14 protein-coding genes are annotated in these 18,927 nt (G+C 71.8%); 4 read left to right on the top strand and 10 right to left on the bottom strand.

Translation table 11 applies throughout. The features are described 5' to 3' along the window. Window positions 1-102 precede the first annotated feature (102 nt). Window positions 103-2,181 carry a sigma-70 family RNA polymerase sigma factor gene (locus tag ACIQ9P_RS16780; protein ID WP_402355624.1) on the bottom strand — a complete coding sequence of 693 codons (2,079 nt, stop codon included), beginning with the start codon at window positions 2,179-2,181 and terminating at the stop codon, window positions 103-105. Between the two features lie 168 nt (window positions 2,182-2,349). Here ACIQ9P_RS16780 and radA point away from each other — a divergent pair, with 168 nt between their 5' ends. Together radA and disA are read left to right on the top strand one after the other, a co-directional pair. After that, entirely contained in the window at window positions 2,350-3,849 is a 1,500-nt protein-coding gene (gene radA, locus ACIQ9P_RS16775) for a DNA repair protein RadA (RefSeq protein WP_402355622.1), read from the top strand. Between the two features lie 142 nt (window positions 3,850-3,991). Continuing rightward, window positions 3,992-5,098: a DNA integrity scanning diadenylate cyclase DisA gene (gene disA / locus ACIQ9P_RS16770; protein WP_051741604.1), complete on the top strand. Its 1,107-nt coding sequence runs from the start codon at window positions 3,992-3,994 to the stop codon at window positions 5,096-5,098. Between the two features lie 99 nt (window positions 5,099-5,197). Here the strand turns inward: disA and ACIQ9P_RS16765 are convergent, their stop codons facing one another. Then, complete coding sequence (locus ACIQ9P_RS16765) at window positions 5,198-6,130, bottom strand: hypothetical protein (protein WP_402355620.1); 933 nt, start codon at window positions 6,128-6,130, stop codon at window positions 5,198-5,200. A gap of 182 nt (window positions 6,131-6,312) precedes the next feature. Here ACIQ9P_RS16765 and ACIQ9P_RS16760 point away from each other — a divergent pair, with 182 nt between their 5' ends. Continuing rightward, window positions 6,313-7,287, top strand: a complete 975-nt coding sequence (locus ACIQ9P_RS16760; RefSeq protein WP_402355618.1) for an A/G-specific adenine glycosylase — start codon at window positions 6,313-6,315, stop codon at window positions 7,285-7,287. 102 nt (window positions 7,288-7,389) lie between these two features. On the opposite strand, the gene ACIQ9P_RS16755 is transcribed toward ACIQ9P_RS16760, so the two are convergent. After that, a complete protein-coding gene (locus tag ACIQ9P_RS16755) occupies window positions 7,390-9,015 on the bottom strand; it encodes an MDR family MFS transporter (protein WP_402355616.1) in 1,626 nt (541 codons plus the stop codon). Between the two features lie 252 nt (window positions 9,016-9,267). On the opposite strand from ACIQ9P_RS16755, the gene ACIQ9P_RS16750 reads away from it, so the two are divergent. Continuing rightward, window positions 9,268-9,894 (top strand): TetR/AcrR family transcriptional regulator, encoded by a 627-nt coding sequence (locus ACIQ9P_RS16750; protein WP_402355614.1) that lies wholly within the window; start codon window positions 9,268-9,270, stop codon window positions 9,892-9,894. An 88-nt stretch (window positions 9,895-9,982) separates the two neighbouring features. Here the strand turns inward: ACIQ9P_RS16750 and ACIQ9P_RS16745 are convergent, their stop codons facing one another. From ACIQ9P_RS16745 to ACIQ9P_RS16715, 7 genes are all read right to left on the bottom strand, one after another. Further along, the gene (locus ACIQ9P_RS16745) at window positions 9,983-10,888 is read right to left on the bottom strand and encodes a M23 family metallopeptidase (RefSeq protein WP_402355612.1); all 906 of its coding nucleotides are present in this window, start codon (window positions 10,886-10,888) and stop codon (window positions 9,983-9,985) included. A gap of 391 nt (window positions 10,889-11,279) precedes the next feature. Then, complete coding sequence (locus ACIQ9P_RS16740) at window positions 11,280-13,628, bottom strand: immune inhibitor A domain-containing protein (protein ID WP_402355610.1); 2,349 nt, start codon at window positions 13,626-13,628, stop codon at window positions 11,280-11,282. A 350-nt stretch (window positions 13,629-13,978) separates the two neighbouring features. Then, window positions 13,979-16,498, bottom strand: coding sequence for an ATP-dependent Clp protease ATP-binding subunit (locus ACIQ9P_RS16735; RefSeq protein WP_402355608.1), 2,520 nt, complete (start codon window positions 16,496-16,498; stop codon window positions 13,979-13,981). Window positions 16,499-17,178: 680 nt separating this feature from the next. Then, window positions 17,179-17,529 (bottom strand): Lsr2 family protein, encoded by a 351-nt coding sequence (locus ACIQ9P_RS16730; protein ID WP_045937970.1) that lies wholly within the window; start codon window positions 17,527-17,529, stop codon window positions 17,179-17,181. Window positions 17,530-17,620: 91 nt separating this feature from the next. After that, window positions 17,621-18,157 carry an amino-acid N-acetyltransferase gene (locus tag ACIQ9P_RS16725; protein ID WP_402355606.1) on the bottom strand — a complete coding sequence of 179 codons (537 nt, stop codon included), beginning with the start codon at window positions 18,155-18,157 and terminating at the stop codon, window positions 17,621-17,623. 9 nt (window positions 18,158-18,166) lie between these two features. Next, window positions 18,167-18,766 (bottom strand): BlaI/MecI/CopY family transcriptional regulator, encoded by a 600-nt coding sequence (locus ACIQ9P_RS16720; RefSeq protein ID WP_402355604.1) that lies wholly within the window; start codon window positions 18,764-18,766, stop codon window positions 18,167-18,169. Between the two features lie 35 nt (window positions 18,767-18,801). Then, entirely contained in the window at window positions 18,802-18,924 is a 123-nt protein-coding gene (locus ACIQ9P_RS16715) for a hypothetical protein (protein WP_030393758.1), read from the bottom strand. Window positions 18,925-18,927: the final 3 nt, after the last annotated feature.

Raw genomic sequence — 18,927 nt, 5'->3', positions numbered from 1 at the left:
CCGCCCCCGCGCCCGTGCCCGACCGCTCCGCGCCCTGCCTCCACCACCGGGATGCCGCCCCCCGGAGACCCGCACAGCATCCGGTTTGTACCGATACCCACGTCATGCACGCGACGGCCCCGGGGCGGCGGGCGGTTCCGAGGGCGCGGCGGTGGACGGGGCCGGGGTCGCCGACCCGGTGGGGCCCGGCGCGGGCGTCGTGGGCGCCGCGGTCGGGGCCGGGGTCGTACCGGTGGTCGGGGTCGACGTCGGGGCCGCTGTGGACGTGGGGGCCGGCGTGGACGTCGACGGGGACGTCGGCGGGGTGGTGGGGGCCGGAGTGCCGGACGGCGCCGGTCCGCCCTCGGTGGGGGTTGGGCTCGGCGCGGTGGTCGGTCCGCCGGTGCCCGGCTCGGCCGGGGCCGAGGTGGACCCGCCGCGGTGCTGCGGCCCGCCCTCCAGGGTGACCACGGCCTGCGAGGGCGGCAGCGCGATCCGGGCGGTCCAGCGGGTGGCCGGGGCGAGGTCCTCGTCGACGCTGACGATCACGGTGATCCGCTGCCCGGGCGCGAGCGTCCCGGAGTCGCGGCTGAGCCGCAGCCAGGACACGTCCACCACGGCGTGCCAGTGGATCTCGGTGCCGCCGGAGTTGGTGAGGGTGAGCACTGTCCGGTTGCCGTACTCACCCGCCTCGACGGTCAGCAGTCCGGACGGGGCGGCGGACCCGGTGGAGGGGGAGCCGGAGCCGGAGGGCCCGACCGACGCCGGGCCGGCGGGGGCCGGTGCCGCGACCAGGGTGGGGCTGGCGAGCGGGGTCGCACCGTGGGCCGGGACCGGGATCAGCGGCCCCTGGATCCCGGGCAGCAACGTTTCTGCACTGAGCGGCCCCGCCCCGGCGAGCTCCATCCCGGCCACCGCCGGTCCCCGGGCCGGGGCCCCGCCGGTTCCGCCGCCCCCGGTCGCGCCGATCACGGCGCCGAGCACCGTGCCCTCCACCGGGACGGCGGAGCCGTCCGGACTCCGGCCCGCCGCACCGTCCGCCGCGCCCCCGGGGTGTCTCCCGCCCGCCGGGCGCCCGTCGTCCTCGACCCGCACCGAGGAGACCGCCGCGGCCGCCCCCGGCCCGCCACCGCCCCGGTGTCCCGCCCACAGCGCGACCACCGGCGCGGCCAGGACGGCGGCGAGCACCCCGGTGGTCACCACCCGGCGCCGCACCGTCGGTCCGCGCCCGGAGTCCGGGGCCCGGTGGCGGGGGAACCCGCCCTGGTCGAAGCGGAGCCCCGGCTCGGTCACCGGGACGGGCGTGCCCGCCCGCCGCCCGGTCGGCTCCCGGGGCGCCGAGGGCAGGAAGGCCAACGGGCCCGCGGGAGCGCCGGACCCGTCGGCCGGGGCGCCCCCCGACCCGGATCCGGCTCCCGCCCCCGCCCCGGCCGGCGCGGTGAGCACCGGCAGCCCGGACAGCCCCGGGCCCTGCGGCACCTCGCCCGCGACCCGTTCCGCCGTCCCCCGGCAGGTCGGGCAGTCCACCACGTGCCGCACCAGCTCGCGGCGGAGCGCCGGCCCGAGCACCCAGTCCCGCCAGCTCTCCGCCCCGGCGCCGCCGAGCCGGTCCAGCTCCGGGCAGCTGCCCACGCCGAGCACCAGCAGGGCGGCCCTGGTCCGGTCGACCTCGACCCGCGCGGAGGCCAGCAGCGTACGGACGGTTTCGAAGGGCTGCCCCAGGACGGCGGCCACCTCGATCGGGCTGAGCCGGTGGCGGACGGCGAGTTCGAGGGCCTCGCGCTGCTCGGGGTCGGTGCCGGCCGCCTCGGGCCAGGCCAGCGAGGCCAGCTCGCGCCGCCGCCGGACCGCCTCCGCCCCGCCGTCGTCCGCTCCGCCGGACCCGGTCCCGCGCGCCCGGCCCGCCGCTCCCGCCGCACCGCCGCGCGGACCCGCCGCACCGGGCTCCGCACCGGTCGGCGGACCGTCCGCCAGCCGCCGCAGGCAGCAGTAGCGGGCCAGCGAGTAGAGCCAGGCCCGGAGCAGCCCGGGCTCGGCCAGCCGGGCGCCGTGCCGCAGCGCCAGCTCGCGCACCTCCTGCAGGGCGGCAGCCGCGGCCCCGTGCTCGCACAGCACCGAGAGGCAGTAGGTGAAAAGGCCGTCGACCTGTCGCTCGTACGCCGCGAGGACGGCGTCGCGCGGCCCTTCCGTACTCGTCGTCACCCTTCCGACGGTAGAGACGGCGGGGCCCCGCCCCGGGCCATTCCGCCCGGTTGTACTTCTTTCGGGTAACAACATCGCTCATTCGTGGACCGGCTCCCGCCCCCGCCGCCCGCGCGCCCCGGACCGTCCGCCGCCCGCGTTGTCGTACCCGGGCGCTACGGTGACCGCATGGCTGCCCGTACCAAGACCACCGCCAAGCCGCGCCCGGCCTACCGCTGCACCGAGTGCGGCAACCAGCTGCCCAAGTGGGTCGGCCGCTGCCCGGAGTGCAACGCCTGGGGCACGGTCGAGGAGTACGGCGCCGTGCCGATCCGGACCACGGCCGCCGGGCCGGTCAGCTCGCCCGCCCGCCCGATCGCCCAGGTCGACGGCCAGGTGGCGACGGCCCGCTCCACCGGCGTGCCCGAGCTGGACCGGGTGCTCGGCGGCGGCCTGGTCCCGGGCGCCGTGGTGCTGCTGGCCGGGGAGCCCGGCGTCGGCAAGTCCACCCTGCTGCTGGACGTCGCGGCCAAGGCATCCGGCGCCCAGCACCGCACCCTCTACGTCACCGGCGAGGAGTCGGCCGGCCAGGTGCGGCTGCGCGCCGACCGGATCAACGCGCTCTCCGACCACCTGTACCTGGCGGCCGAGTCCGACCTCGGCGCCGTCCTCGGCCACATCGAGGCGGTCGACCCCGGCCTGCTGGTCCTGGACTCGGTGCAGACCATCGCCTCCGCCGAGCTGGACGGCGCGCCCGGCGGCCCGGCCCAGGTCCGCGAGGTGGCCGGCGCGCTGATCCGGGCCTCCAAGGACCGGGGCATGGCCACCCTGCTGGTCGGCCACGTCACCAAGGACGGCCAGATCGCCGGCCCCCGCCTGCTGGAGCACCTGGTCGACGTCGTCCTGAGCTTCGAGGGCGACCGCCACGCCCGGCTGCGGATCATCCGCGGGATCAAGAACCGGTACGGCGCGACCGACGAGGTCGGCTGCTTCGAGCTGCACGACGAGGGCATCGAGGGCCTGGCCGACCCGTCCGGCCTCTTCCTGACCAGGCGTGACAAGCCGGTGCCCGGGACGTGCCTGACCGTGACCCTGGAAGGGAAGCGCCCCCTGGTCGCCGAGGTGCAGGCGCTGATGGTGGACTCGCAGATCCCCTCGCCCCGCCGGACCACCTCCGGTCTGGAGTCGCCCCGGATCGCGATGATCCTCGCCGTGGTCGAGCGCCACGGCGGGGTGAAGCTCGGCAAGCAGGACATCTACACCGCCACCGTCGGCGGGGTGAAGCTCTCCGAGCCCTCGGCGGACCTCGCGGTCGCCCTCGCGGTGGCGAGCTCCTCCTCGGACACCCCGCTGCCCAGCAACCTGGTCGCGATCGGCGAGGTCGGTCTGGCCGGTGAGGTCCGGCGGGTGACGGGTGTGCAGCGGCGGTTGGCCGAGGCGCACCGGCTGGGCTTCACCCACGCGCTCGTCCCGCCGGACCCGGGCAAGGTCCCGCCGGGCATGAAGGTGGTCGAGGTGGCGGACATCGGAGAGGCGCTGCGCGCGCTGCCGGGCCGTCGTCGGGCCGCCGCGAAGCCCAGGGCTGAGGCCCCGTCGGCGCCGCCGGCCCCCCGGGCGCACCGGCCGGTGGCCCACCCGGAGGAGCTCATGGAGGGGTGGGAGCCGCTCGACTCCGACGAACTCCACTGACCCAAGCCCTGTCGTTGCCGCACGCAGTTAGACTTTCCCCTGTCTCATTGGTGACAAGGCAGTACTAAGCGACAGAGCAACAGACCGCAGGCCGGCGCCCCCCGCACGAGGCGCCCGGTACGGGGTCGACCGGAGGAGTCACGTGGCAGCCAGCGACCGGGCGGACAAGTCCTCCCGCGAGGAGGCCCTGCTGCGGGCCTCCCTCACCGCCATCGCCCCCGGCACCGCACTGCGTGACGGCCTGGAGCGGGTGCTCCGGGCCAACACCGGCGGTCTGATCGTGCTCGGTTTCGACAAGACGGTCGAGCCGATCTGCACCGGCGGCTTCGTGCTCGACGTCGAGTTCACCGCGACCCGGCTGCGCGAGCTGTGCAAGCTCGACGGCGCCGTGGTGCTGGACAAGGACATCACCAAGATCGTCCGGGCCGGCGTCCACCTGATGCCGGACTCCACCATCCCGACCGACGAGACCGGCACCCGGCACCGCACCGCCGAACGGGTCAACCGGCAGACCGGCTTCCCGGTGGTGGCGGTCTCGCACTCGATGCGGCTGATCGCCATGTACGTCAACGGCACCCGCCGGGTGCTGGAGGACTCCACCACCGTGCTGTCGCGCGCCAACCAGGCGCTGGCCACCCTGGAGCGCTACAAGCTGCGCCTGGACGAGGTGGCGGGCACGCTCTCCGCGCTGGAGATCGAGGACCTGGTGACGGTCCGGGACGTCACCGCCGTCGCGCAGCGGCTGGAGATGGTCCGGCTGATTGCCACCGAGATCGCCGGCTACGTGCTGGAGCTCGGAATCGACGGCCGACTGCTCTCGCTCCAGCTGGACGAGCTGATCGCGGGCGTGGAGCCGGAGCGTGAGCTGGTCGCCCGGGACTACTTCCCGGAGCGCGCCGCCAAGAAGGGCCGGACCGTCACCGAGGTCCTGGCCGACCTGGAGGCGCTGACCCACGCCGAGCTGCTCGACCTCACCACGGTGGCCAAGGCGCTCGGTTACTCGGGCACGCCGGAGTCCCTGGACTCGGCGGTCTCGCCGCGCGGCTACCGGCTGCTGGCCAAGATCCCGCGGCTGCCCAACACGGTGATAGAGCGCCTGGTGGAGCACTTCGGCGGACTGCAGAAGCTGCTGGCGGCCAGCATCGACGACCTGCAGACGGTCGAGGGCGTCGGCGAGACCCGGGCCCGCTCGGTCCGCGAGGGCCTGTCCCGTCTTGCCGAATCGTCCATCCTGGAGCGCTACGTCTGACCGGACGCGGTCCCGCCCGGACCACCGGGCCCGTGACGGGCGGAAGGCCCGGACCGTGCGAACGGTCCGGGCCTTCCGCCCGTCACGGGGGGACCGGCCTCAGTTCTCCAGGCGGATCGGGGAGCGGGCCGACGCCTGGCCGCCGGAGAGGCCGGTGAGGTCGGCCACCACCAGGTAGTTGCCGGCCGGGGCGGTCGCCGGATCGGCGGTCGCGCACTGCGGCTTGCTGCGGACCCGGTCCCAGCCGAAGGTCTCGGTCAGCCCGCCGTTGGCGGGGAGCTGGACCCAGGCGCTGCCCCGGTCGGCCGGGCAGTCGCCGGAGGACCAGATCCGCTCGCCGTTGCTGGCGGTGACGGTGATCGCGGAGGCGGTCCGGCCCAGGTCCACCCGGCAGGTGGCGGCGGAGGAGTTGTTGATGGTCAGCGCCAGCTTGGGCTTGTCCTTGGGCTGGTAGGAGTTCTGGGCGCTGGCCAGATTGAGCGTCACCTGGGAGGAGGCGCAGACCGGCAGGGCCATGATCTCGGTGGTGTTGACGGGGGGCTGGCCGCCGCCGGCCGTACCGCCGCCGCCCGAGGCGCTTCCGCCGGTGCCGCCCGCGCCACCACCCGTGCCGCCCGAGGTGCTTCCGGAGCCGCCCGTGCCGCCGCCCGCCGCCCCGCCGGTGGCGGGTGCCGGGGCGGTACCGCCACCGGTCGTGCCCCCGGTGCTGAGGCTGACATCGCCGCCGCCGGAGCCGCCCACGGCGCCGCCGGAGGCGCTGCCGCCGCCACTGCCGCTGCCGGGTCGGGAGTTGTTGGCCGGTCCGCTCGGCGAGGCGCCCGGCGTGATCGCCTGGGCCGGCGTCTGGTTCTGGGACTGGGTCGGTACGGCCTGTGCGGCCTTGTCCTTCGCTCCGTCGCCACCCCCGCCCTGATCGGTCATCAGCCAGATGACGAGGGCGGCGACCGCGACGGCGGCGACGATCACGACGACACGCCGACGCCAGTAGATCGAGGCCGGCAGCGGTCCTACGGGTTGACGGAGAGAGGGCACGCCCAAACTCTACGAGACAGTGTGTGCCCCTTGACGCACCAACACCGCACACTCACCCCTTCCTTCACATGATCCGCCATTTGCGCCGTTCGGGCGAGGCTGAATGGGGTGTTTTGCACATAGAAGCGGAATCCAATGATCCACTTCGGTGGCCGGTCCGGGCGTGGGAGGATCGAAGGGCCATGGCTGCGAACACCGTCACCCCCGTCCTCCCCGCACCCGCGACCTCCGCCGCGCCGCCGGGTCCCGACGCGCCCGCCGAGGTCCTGCCGAAGCTCGGACTGCCACTGCCGGTCCTGCACGCGACCGTCCTCGACTGGTACGCGGCCAGCGCCAGGGACCTGCCCTGGCGGACGCCGGACGCCTCGCCCTGGGCCGTGATGGTCAGCGAGTTCATGCTCCAGCAGACCCCGGTGAAGCGCGTGCTGCCGGTCTGGGAGACCTGGATGGAGCGCTGGCCGACCCCGGCCGACCTGGCCGCCGAGGCGCCCGGCGAGGCCGTCCGGATGTGGGGGCGGCTGGGCTACCCGCGCCGGGCGCTGCGGCTGCACGGCGCCGCGGTGGCGATCACCGGGAAGCACGGCGGTGAGGTCCCGGACGACCACGCGACCCTGCTCTCGCTGCCCGGGGTCGGCGAGTACACCGCCGCGGCGGTGGCCTCCTTCGCCTTCGGCCAGCGGCACGTGGTGCTGGACACCAATGTCCGGCGGGTGTTCGCCCGGGCCGTGACCGGGGTCGAGTACCCGGCCCAGGCCACCACGGCGGCCGAGCGGCGGACCGCGACCGCGCTGCTGCCCGCCACCGACCGCACGGCCGCCACCTGGGCGGTCGCCGTGATGGAGCTGGGCGCGCTGGTCTGCACGGCCCGGGGTCCGGAGTGCGGGGACTGCCCGCTGTTCACCTCCTGCGCCTGGCAGCGGGCCGGCCGGCCGCCGTACGAGGGTCCGGCCCGGCGCGGCCAGACCTACGAGGGCACCGACCGCCAGGCGCGCGGCAAGCTGCTCGCGGTGCTCCGCGAGGCGCACGGCGAGGTGCCGCAGTCCCGGCTGGACGCGGTCTGGCCGGACGCCGTGCAGCGGGCCCGCGCCCTGGACGGGCTGGTCGCCGACGGACTGGTCGAACCGGTCGAGCAGGGCGTCTACCGGCTGCCCCGGTAGTCCCGGGGTCCCGCCGGCGCCTCCGGCCCCGGAACGGAACGAAGGGCCCCCGCCCGCCGGTTCGGCGAGCGGGGGCCCCGTGCGTTCCGGCGGCCGACCGGGTCAGATCGCGACGGCCTCGGTGTTGCCGGCCGCCGGGGCGACCTTGCCGGTCCCGCCCTCCTCGGCGGGCGGCCCGCCGGCCCCGCGCAGCGGCACCTCCCGCACGAAGACCGCGGCGGCGACCGCGATCACGGCGGCGGCCGCGCCCCAGAGGAAGACGGTGTGGATGCCGTTGGCCACCGCGTGGTGGTAGGCGTCCTGCACCGGCGCGGGCAGTGCCTTGAGCGCGTTCGGGCTCAGCTGGGCCGGGTCGGCGCCCTGCGCGGAACCCGCCCCGGCGGCCGAACCGAGCCGCTCGTTCATGGTCTCGGTGACCCGGTTGTTGAACAGCGCGCCGAAGAGCGCCACACCGAAGGAGCCGCCGATGGTGCGGAACAGGGTGGCGGTGGAGCTGGCCACACCCATGTCCTTGAGCTCGACGCTGTTCTGCGCGACCAGCATGGTGATCTGCATCAGGAAGCCCATGCCGGCACCGAGCACCACCATCCAGCAGGCGGAGGTGAAGCCCGAGGTGTCGGTGGAGAGGGTGGACAGCAGCGCCATGCCGGCGGTCATCACGACGGTGCCGATGATCGGGTAGATCCGGTACTTGCCGGTCTTGGTCACCGCCTGGCCGACCACCAGCGAGACGACCAGCATCCCGAACATCATCGGCATCAGCAGCAGGCCGGAGTTGGTCGCCGAGGCGCCCTGCACGGTCTGCTGGTAGAGCGGGAGGAAGACGGTCGAGCCGAACATCACGAAGCCGACCGCGAAGCCGATGATCGAGACCAGGGTGAAGTTCAGGTTCTTGAACAGCGACAGCGGCAGCATCGGCTCCTCGACCCGCTGCTCCACATAGCAGAAGCCGATCAGGGAGGACGCGGCCAGCGCGCTCAGGCCGAGGATCTGCTTCGAGCCCCAGGCGTACTCCTGGCCGCCCCAGGTGGTGATCAGGGTGAGCGAGGTGATGCCGGTGGTGAGCAGCAGCGCGCCGAGGTAGTCGATCCTGGCCTTGCTGCGGACCGTCGGCAGCTTAAGGGTGACCACGACGACGGCGAGCGCGACGGCGCCGAGCGGCAGGTTGATGTAGAAGGTCCAGCGCCAGTTCAGGTGGTCGGTGATGAAGCCGCCGACCAGCGGGCCGCCGATGGTGGCGAGCGCCATCACCGCGGCGAACATGCCCTGGTACTTGCCGCGGTCGCGCGGCGGGACCAGCGCGCCCATGATCGACATCACGCCGACCATCAGGCCGCCGGCGCCCAGGCCCTGGAGGGCGCGGAAGCCGATGAGCTCGGTCATGTCCTGGGAGAGGCCGGAGAGCGCCGAGCCCGCCAGGAAGATCACGATCGAGGTGAGGAACACGCCCTTGCGGCCGTAGAGGTCGCCGAGCTTGCCCCAGATCGGGGTGGAGGCGGCGGTGGCCAGGGTGTACGAGGTGACCACCCACGAGAGGTGTTCGGCGCCGCCGAGCTCGCCGACGATCGTCGGCATCGCGGTGCCGACGATCAGGCCGTCGAGCATGGCGAGCAGCATGGTGACCACGAGGCCGATCATGACCAGGCGGATCTCGCGGGCCGAACGGGGCTGCTCGTCCTCGGCCGGTTGCTTCTCGGGGGCCGCGTTGCCGGCCTTGGGGTGTGACATGGGTGGGACTCCCGGGCAGGGGGCGGGCGACCGGTGGGGCCTGCGGAAGCCCCCCTTACTTGTCGCCCGGCTAGTTTGTGGACCGTGGGCACGGTAGGTTGTTCACTAGCCGGTCGTCAAGCCAGTTTCTCGGCGGGCTCCCGGGGCAGGAAGAATGGGCGCACCAGTGGTCGCCGGTCGGGGCGCCCGTCGCTCGTACCGCGGCGGCCGCAGGTCGCCGGGACCGAATCACGACGCAGTCAGAGGCAGGCGATGGGCACGACGCAGAGCCCCCGTAGCGACACCCGGGCGCGGATCGTCGCGATCGCCCTGGAGCTCTTCTCCGAGCAGGGCTACGAGCGCACCTCACTGCGGGAGATCGCGGACCGGCTGGGCGTCACCAAGGCCGCGCTCTACTACCACTTCAAGACCAAGGAAGACATCGTCCACGGCATCGTGGCGACCACCGCCGCGCCGATCGACGAGCTGATCGTCTGGGGGCGCGAGCAGACCTGGACCCCCGAGGTGCGGGACGAGCTGATCCGTCGGTTCGCGGCCGGGATGGCCGAGCGGGCGCCGCTGCTGCGCTTCTTCCAGGAGAACCAGCCCGCGCTGCGCGACCTGCAGGCCGGTCAGGAGTTCCGGGACCGCATGACGGCCCTGGTCCGGCTGGTGCACGGCCCCGGGGCGAGCTTCGAGGACCGGCTGCGGGCGATGATGTCCCTGTTCACCATCAACTCGGCGCTCTTCCTGCTGCACCAGGACAAGCGGCCCGAGGTGGACCGCTACGTCGGGGACATCCCGGTCGCCGAGGCCACTCGCGAGGAGGCGGTCGAGGCGGCCCAGCACGTGGCGCTGGAGATCTGCCGACTGATCGTCAGGCCCGCGCCGACGGACTGAGCGCCCCCCCGGCGCCCCGATCGGCTCGTGCACCCGTGCACCCGTGCAGCCGATCGCGCCGAGCCCCCGCGCACCCGACCGTCCCGGATCAGAAGTCGGTGACCCCGCGCGCGGCGAGGTAGGCGATCGGGTTGATCACCGCGCCGTACTGGTTGGCGGAGCGGATCTCGAAGTGCAGGTGCGGCCCGGTCGAGTTGCCGGTGTTGCCCGAACGGCCGATCTGCTGCCCGGCGGCGACCTTCTGGCCCGGCGACACCGCGAGCGCCGACATGTGCGCGTACTGGGCGAAACGGCCGTCGGCCAGCCGCAGCACGACCTCCTTGCCGTACGCGCCGTCCCAGCCGGCCGACACCACCGTGGCGTTGCCGACCGCGAGCAGCGCGGTGCCGGGGGAGACCGCGAAGTCCACGCCGGTGTGGTACCCGGCGGCGTACTCGGCGTTGCGCACGCCGTAGGGGTTGCTGGTCGGCGCACCCGGGATCGGTGCGGACCACTGCCGGGCCGGGGCCGGCGCAGGGGCAGCCGGCGCCGGGGCGGCGGGAGCCTCCTCCGCCGCGGCGGGCTCGGGCTCGGCGGCGGGCGCCGCCTCCTCGCCCTGGCCCTCGCCCTGGTGCTGGTCCTGGGCCTGGGCCTGGGCCTGGTCGGCGGACGGTGCCGGGGCGCCGGCCTGCTCAGTCAGCAGATTGGCGGCGATCGCCACCGCGTCCTGGGCCGAGGACTGCTCGGAGGGCATGGTGTACGGGCTGGGGCCGGCGACCTGGACCAGTGCCGGGGCCGGGGCCGCGCCGTGCGGCGCGGTGAACACCGAGCTGCCGGGGGTGGTCGGGGCGACGGTCTGCGCCGAGGCGCTGCCCGCGGTGGTGAGGAGCAGGGCGCCGGTCAGGACGGCCGCTCCGGCCGCGGCGGCGGTGGTGGAGCGGTTCCGGTCGGTCTGCCGAAGGAAGGCGTCGGCGAGCCGGCACAGGGTCGGCCCCAGAGGCGGTACAGGAGACATCGGAACCTCACGAACACGTACGGGGGCAGCACGCTGAGCCCGTTCGGGCGTGCTGAGTGGGGGACCACTCAGGTGTAACCGTCACCGAGCGGACTCCCAAACCGTGTGACGTACTACGGCGTGTAGTCAGCATCGAGCCGGAGATTCAAACCGACGGAGTAATGATCATGTGATCGGATGCTCCGTTCGGGGGAGGAGGGTGGGCGCCCGCCGAGCCGCCGTCCTACTACTCCCGCTCGTACCGGCCCCGGGCGCTGTGAGGATCACCACCCGCCCGGCGGGTTTCGTCCGTCCGGGTACAAAGAATCCGGCCCGCCCCCGCGGGTGCGGGAGCGGGCCGGATCGGCTCAGCGGTGCCTGGTCACGGACCGGGCGTCAGAGCTCGGTTCGATCAGTTGTCGACCGGGCGGACGCGGATCCAGGTCTCCAGGTAGTTCGAGGACTCGTTCTCGACCTCGATGCTGGTGCCCGTCTTCGGGACGATGACGCTGCTGTACGGGTTGTCCTTCGACCAGTAGGACTTCAGGTCGGAGAACTCGTCGACACCCTTCGACTTCGGGATGACCGTCTCGACGCCCGCCTTGTGCAGGGTCAGACCGTCGGTGCGGCGCGAGCCGAAGGTGGAGTCGTAGCCGTTGATGCGCGGGCGCATCAGCGAGCCGTCCTTCCACTTCAGCGGGGCCGGGTGCGAGTCGACCGGGAGGAGCAGGCCCTGGCCCGGGTGGTTGGTGACGTTGTTGTCGGTCTGCGACTCGTCCCAGTACCAGATCAGCAGACCGGCCTGGTACGGGTAGTGCTCGACGAAGAGCGGCTTGTCGGCGAAGCCGAAGTTGTACGGGCCGACCTTGAGGGTGCGGTCGTACGAGACGTACTGCCGGTTCTCCGCGATGTAGTACTGGTTGTAGTCGTTGGTGAACGAGCCGGTGCTCCGCGAGAAGCCCTTGGCGGTCCAGCCGTTGTCACCGTTCTCGGCACCGTCGGTGAAGACGGTGGCGCCGTCGGCCGACACCGCGATGTCGTCCAGGGCCAGGCCCTTGAGGTGCAGGCCGCCATCGGTGGTGTAGCGGAAGCGGACCTTGACGGCCTTGCCGGCGTAGGCGTCCAGCGGGAAGACCAGGTCGCCCCACTTGTCGGCCGAGTTACCGGTCAGCGAAGCCTTGCCGGAGGGGTCCTTCGGCAGCGCGACGCCGTTGTAGGTGCCCTCCAGGGCGGCCCAGGTGGCGCCACCGTCGGTGGAGACCTCGGCGTAGCCGTAGTCGAAGTCCTGCTCGATGTCGTACCAGCCCTTGGCCGACAGCGCGGCCTTGGTCTTGCCGGTCAGGTCGACGTCACGGGTCAGCGAGACGTTCAGGTCGTCGGCGCTGCCGCTCCACCACTCGTTGGCACCCGCGAAGGGCTTGTTGATGTTGGTGGTGACCGACTTCTTCGGCAGGTCGACGACGAGCGCCTGCGGGAGCGCGCTGTTGTACTCGACCGGGCCGATGTGGTGGGTCGACTCGGTGCCGGCCTTGGCCTTGTCGAACTTCAGCCAGCCGAGCTTGAGCTTGCTCCAGGCGTCGAGGTCGTTCGGCATGTCGCCGATCGAGTTCTTGCCCTCGCCGAGCCAGGAGCCGGACGACATCAGCGACCAGAAGCCGACCGAGTTGTCGATGCCGCTGCCGGAGGTGTCGTAGAGGTCCGGCAGACCGAGGTCGTGGCCGTACTCGTGGGCGAAGACACCGAGGCCGCCGTTCTCGGGCTGCATGGTGTAGTCGCCGACCCAGACACCGGTGCTGCCGACGGGGGTGCCGCCGAGCTTGTTGGTGGCCGGGCCGGTGGTGCCGGCGCCGGTGCCGTAGACGTACGAGCGGTGGGCCCACAGGGCGTCAGTGCCCTGCTTGCCGCCGCCGGCCGACTGGTCCTCACCGGCGTGCACGATCTGGAAGTGGTCGATGTAACCGTCGGGCTGGTTGAAGTTGCCGTCGTGGTTGTAGTCGTACCGGTCCCACTGGTCGTACTGCGCGATGGTGGCCTGGATCTGCGCGTCCGTCTGGCCCTTGGCCTTCTGGTCGGTGACCCAGGTGTCGATCGCGTCGCGGATCAGGTCCTGCGCGTTGGCGCAGACGTGCTGGCCGCAGTAGTCCGAGCCGTAGCGCGCCTCGTTGTACTTGATCTTCACCCAGTCGGTGACCTGGCCGTCGACCGAGTAGCGGCCCGAGGACTGCTTCTCGTAGTAGGTCTTCAGCGAGTCGCCGGACTTGTTGAAGTACAGGTCCTGGTAGTGCTGCTGGTTGTAGTCAGCCTGCCAGAGGGTGGAGTTGTTGGTCGCGGCGTCCGGCTTCTCGATCTGGTTGCGCTGCGGGCCGGGCTGGCCGCCGTACTTGATCTTGCCGTCCGGCGTCTTGGTCGTGTTGTCGACCTCGTCGCCGAACTCCACCAGGATGGTGAAGATCTTGTCCGTGCGCTCGCGGGCGAGCTCGACGTACTTGTCCTTGCCCAGCTTGATGCTGGAGCCGCCGCCGTGCTGCTCGATCTGGGCGGTGCCGGCGAGCAGCTGCTCGGTCGCGGCCTTCTGCTCGGCCTCGACCTTCTCGGTCAGCGGGCCGGGAATGTTGTGCTCAGTGCTGGTCTGAACGGCGTCGGCCGGGTCCTGCGGGACGGGGGCGGAGCCGGCGGCGACCGCCGTGCTCGGGAGCAGTCCCGCGCCGAGTGCGGCTATGACAGCCGCGATCGACACGACCGAAGCGGCTTTCCTGGTCATCTTCAACGTTGTGACGTCCTCCCCAAACCGTCCGGCTCTTGGCCTTCCGGTAAACCAATGAAAGACAGGTGGACGACATTTGATCCAAGCGTGGACGGAAAAGATAGACCTTGACCGTGACATGGCCACAGCGCTATCCTCCGCAACTTCGTATCAGCTGACGCACTGTCAACATCATTGTCATTAAAGATGACCACGGCTTCGGTCGCACCCGCACCGGCCCCCGTTCAGGCCAGCGACCTGCCGGTTCGTGGTCCTGATCACAGTTTCGGCGGGCGCGCGAAAAACGGTCAGGGCCCCCGACGCGAACGTCGGGGGCCCTAACCGTTGATGTTGTCTGTTAAATGTTGCTACTTCGTCAGGTCCGGACCCGGCGAGGCGACGGCGGCCGGGGTGTCCGCGACCGCGGACTTCTCCTCGCCGCGGAAGGTGAACTTCGCTTCCTTGCCCTCGCCCTCGACCCCGACGACCACGATGTGGCCGGCCCGCAGCTCGCCGAAGAGGATCTTCTCGGAGAGGTGGTCCTCGATCTCGCGCTGGATGGTCCGGCGCAGCGGCCGGGCGCCCAGGAGCGGGTCGTAGCCGCGCTTGGCCAGCAGCTTCTTGGCCTCGACGCTGAGCTCCAGGCCCATGTCCTTGTCCTTGAGCCGCTCGTCCACCTTGTCGATCATGAGGTCGACGATCTTGATGATGTCTTCCTCGGACAGCTGGTGGAAGACCACGATGTCGTCGACGCGGTTCAGGAACTCGGGGCGGAAGTGCTGCTTGAGCTCCTCGCCGACCTTCGCCTTCATCCGGTCGTACCCGGTCTGGCTGTCGCCCTGGGCCGCGAAGCCCAGGTTGAAGCCCTTGGAGATGTCCCGGGTGCCGAGGTTGGTCGTCATGATGATGACGGTGTTCTTGAAGTCGACCACGCGGCCCTGGGAGTCGGTCAGGCGACCGTCCTCCAGGATCTGCAGCAGCGAGTTGAAGATGTCCGGGTGGGCCTTCTCCACCTCGTCGAAGAGCACGACGGAGAACGGCTTGCGGCGCACCTTCTCGGTGAGCTGGCCGCCCTCCTCGTAGCCGACGTAGCCGGGGGGCGAGCCGAAGAGCCGGGAGACGGTGTGCTTCTCCGAGAACTCCGACATGTCCAGCGCGATCAGCGCGTCCTCGTCGCCGAAGAGGAACTCGGCGAGCGTCTTGGACAGCTCGGTCTTACCGACGCCGGACGGGCCGGCGAAGATGAACGAGCCGCCGGGGCGCTTCGGGTCCTTGAGGCCCGCCCGGGTGCGCCGGATGGCCTGGGAGAGCGCCTTGATGGCGTCCTTCTGGCCGATGACGCGCTTGTGCAGCTCGTCCTCCATGCGCAGCAGCCGGGAGGTCTCCTCCTCGGTCAGCTTGAAGACCGGGATGCCGGTGGCGGTGGCCAGGACCTCGGCGATGAGCTCCTCGTCCACCTCCGCGACGACATCCATGTCGCCGGCCTTCCACTCCTTCTCGCGCTTGGCCTTGGCCTGCAGGAGCTGCTTCTCGTCGTCGCGCAGGGACGCGGCCTTCTCGAAGTCCTGCGCGTCGATCGCGCTCTCCTTCTCGCGGCGCACGTCGGCGATCTTCTCGTCGAACTCGCGGAGGTCCGGCGGCGCGGTCATCCGGCGGATGCGCATCCGGGAGCCGGCCTCGTCGATCAGGTCGATGGCCTTGTCCGGCAGGAAGCGGTCCGAGATGTACCGGTCGGCCAGGGTGGCGGCGGCGACCAGGGCGGCGTCCGTGATCGAGACCCGGTGGTGGGCCTCGTAGCGGTCGCGCAGGCCCTTGAGGATCTCGATGGTGTGCGGCAGCGAGGGCTCGGCGACCTGGATCGGCTGGAAGCGGCGCTCCAGCGCGGCGTCCTTCTCCAGGTGCTTGCGGTACTCGTCGAGCGTGGTGGCACCGATGGTCTGGAGCTCACCGCGGGCCAGCATGGGCTTGAGGATCGAGGCGGCGTCGATGGCACCCTCGGCGGCGCCCGCGCCGACCAGGGTGTGCAGCTCGTCGATGAACAGGATGATGTCGCCGCGGGTGCGGATCTCCTTGAGGACCTTCTTCAGGCGCTCCTCGAAGTCACCGCGGTAGCGGGAGCCGGCCACCAGGGCGCCCAGGTCCAGCGTGTAGAGCTGCTTGTCCTTGAGCGTCTCCGGGACCTCGCCCTTGACGATCGCCTGCGCCAGGCCCTCGACGACGGCGGTCTTGCCGACGCCGGGCTCACCGATCAGGACCGGGTTGTTCTTGGTGCGGCGGGACAGCACCTGCATGACCCGCTCGATCTCCTTCTCGCGCCCGATCACCGGGTCGAGCTTGGCCTCGCGGGCGGCCTGGGTGAGGTTGCGGCCGAACTGGTCCAGGACCAGCGAGGTCGACGGGGTGCCCTCGGCCGGCCCGCCGGCCGTGGCCGACTCCTTGCCACCGGGGGTCTGGTAACCGGAGAGCAGCTGGATGACCTGCTGACGGACCCGGTTCAGGTCGGCGCCCAGCTTCACCAGGACCTGGGCCGCGACGCCCTCGCCCTCGCGGATCAGGCCGAGCAGGATGTGCTCGGTGCCGATGTAGTTGTGGCCGAGCTGCAGGGCCTCCCGCAGCGACAGCTCCAGGACCTTCTTGGCCCGGGGGGTGAAGGGAATGTGACCGGACGGGGCCTGCTGGCCCTGACCGATGATCTCCTCGACCTGCTGGCGAACGGCCTCAAGAGAAATCCCGAGGCTCTCCAGGGCCTTAGCGGCGACACCCTCACCCTCGTGGATCAGACCCAGGAGGATGTGCTCGGTGCCGATGTAGTTGTGGTTGAGCATCCGGGCTTCTTCCTGAGCCAGGACGACAACCCGCCGCGCGCGGTCGGTGAACCTCTCGAACATCGTTTATCGCTCCTCAGAGCGGTCGGGCAGTTCGGGGTCCGTCCCCGCCCTGTCCTTCCGCATGCTAGTCCCGCTCAGCGGCGCGGCCCACGGATTCGCTCCCCTCGCGGGGAACGACATGCTGCGCGACCAGCCGACACCAATCCCAACCCGATGTTGGGAGACGGTGTTCCCGCACGCGGGCCGGATGCACCGGATACCGCTACGCCATCGGCGAACAACCGCCGCCGCGGCGCAGTGGGTGGGCTTCCGACCGCGTCCGACCGGTCACGCGTACTGCTCCGGACGGGGTCACGGACCCCGTCCATCTGCATTCATACCCGGTATCGGGGCGGTTCTCGCGCAGTTTCCGCGGTGGCGGTGTTCGCCTGGCGAGAAGTCGGCCGCCGCTGACGGTCGGTCAGCCGCGGCCGCGGTGGCCGGTACGCCATCCCGGTGGCGTCCGCGTGACCGCTTCGCCCTTCCAGCGTTGCACAGGCCGTGACCGTTCTGCCGCCCGAGCCCGTGCCCGGCCCGCTGCCCGAACGGGCGGCCGTGCCCGCGCCGGGCCCCCGCGGCGCCGCCCGGAGGTACGCCGCGGGGCGCGGAGGGGATCCCTCCGCGCCCCGCGCGTGTGCCGTGGACGCCCCGGCCGGAGCCAGGGGCGCCGGACCCGTCAGGGCGGCCGGCGGTCGCCCGGATCAGGCCGCGTTGGCCTTCTCGTAGGCTTCGCGCACATTGCTGGGGACACGACCGCGGTCGTTGACCTCCAGGCCCTGCTCCTTGGCCCACGCGCGGATCTTGGCGGTGTCCGGGACGCTGCCGGACGGGCGCGGGGCGGCGCTGCGGCCCGCGCGGCGGGGGCCGGCGAGCCGGCCGCTCTGCTTGCGCCCCTTCTCGACGTACGGCGCCAGCAGACCGCGGAGCTTGTCCGCGTTGGCGCTCTTCAGATCGATCTCGTAGGCAACGCCGTCCAGGGCGAACGTCACCGTCTCGTCCGCCGACCCGCCGTCGAGATCGTCTTCAAGAATGACCTGCACCCTCTGTGCCACGGGCTTCCCTTTCCGCTAAACGACCCTTTGCCTAAGGAAAGGAAAGCGCCTTTCTCCGGAAAACACAAACCCCTGACCGTCCGGGGGCGGCTCACAGGTGCAGCAGCATGCGTGAGTTGCCCAGCGTGTTGGGCTTCACCCGCTCCAGGTCGAGGAACTCGGCAACACCTTCATCGTACGAGCGGAGAAGTTCTTCATAGACATCCGTAGCGATCGCCGCCGGGTCTGTCGTACCATCATCGGTTTCCTGGGTCTCTCCGATCTCCACGAAACCGTGTTTCGCGAAGAACGGGACCTCGAACGTCAAGCAGAAAATCCGACGGACGCCGAGCCAGCGGGCGGTCTCCAGCAGCTTCTCCAGCAGCAGGTGCCCGACGCCGTGACCTCGGCAGGACTCGTCGACGGCGAGTGTGCGGACCTCGGCGAGGTCCTCCCACATGACGTGGAGCGCGCCGCAGGCCACCACCGTCCCGTTGTCGTCGCGTTCCGCGACCCAGAACTCCTGCACCGATTCGAACAGCGTGACGGTGGGCTTGTCGAGCAGAATCCCGTCACGCGAGTAGGTGTCGATGAGCCCGCGCACTGCCCGCACGTCCGTGGTCCGCGCCCGGCGGATGGTGACCTCCATGGCGGGACGTTATCGTGCCGGCCCCGATCCGGTCTCCCCGGTATCCGGTCCGCTCCCGGGTCCGCTCCGGGGTTCGTTCTCCGGCCCGTTCTCCGGCCCGCTCTCCGGCCCGCTCCGCGGGGAATCCGGGGCCACCGGATCGGACGGGAACAGAGCGGCCACCCGCAAGGCGTCCCGCAGCGCCTCCCGTTGCTCCGGTGACATCAGGCCGAAGAAGTGCACCAGGGCCGCGGCCGGATTGTCGCCGGTGGCCCACGCGTCGTTCATCAGGGCCGCCGTGTACGCCTCGCGCGAGGAGACCGGTTCATATCGATAGGCCCGGCCGACGCGCTCCCGGCGGAGCCAGCCCTTTCGGTGCAGCTTGTCCAGGACGGTCATCACCGTGGTGTACGCGATTTCCCGTTCCGATCGCAGATCCAGAAGGACCTCGCGAACCGTGACCGGCCGGTTCCACTGCCACACCCGGGTCATGATGGCGTTCTCAAGTTCGCCGAGTTGCCGGACCATAGTCCGGCCAGGATAGGGAGTGAACGGGGCAAATCTTGTGAAGTGCCGCGAAACCGGCGCGCCGCCACCCCCGGAATCCGGGAATGGCGGCGCGGGGTGCACCGGGGCGTCCGGCGACTGCCGGGCGGCGCGGCCGCTCAGTCGACCAGATCCTCCTTGGCCTTCTGGGCACCGCCCTGGGTGCGGATGATGGCCCGCACCAGGAAGCCGAAGCCGATCGCCATCACCAGCGGCGGGACGATCGCGCTGACGTAGTCCATCAG

Source organism: Kitasatospora sp. NPDC094019, assembly GCF_044764505.1.
Classification (GTDB): domain Bacteria; phylum Actinomycetota; class Actinomycetes; order Streptomycetales; family Streptomycetaceae; genus Kitasatospora.
This window is presented reverse-complemented; position numbering and strand designations above follow the sequence as displayed.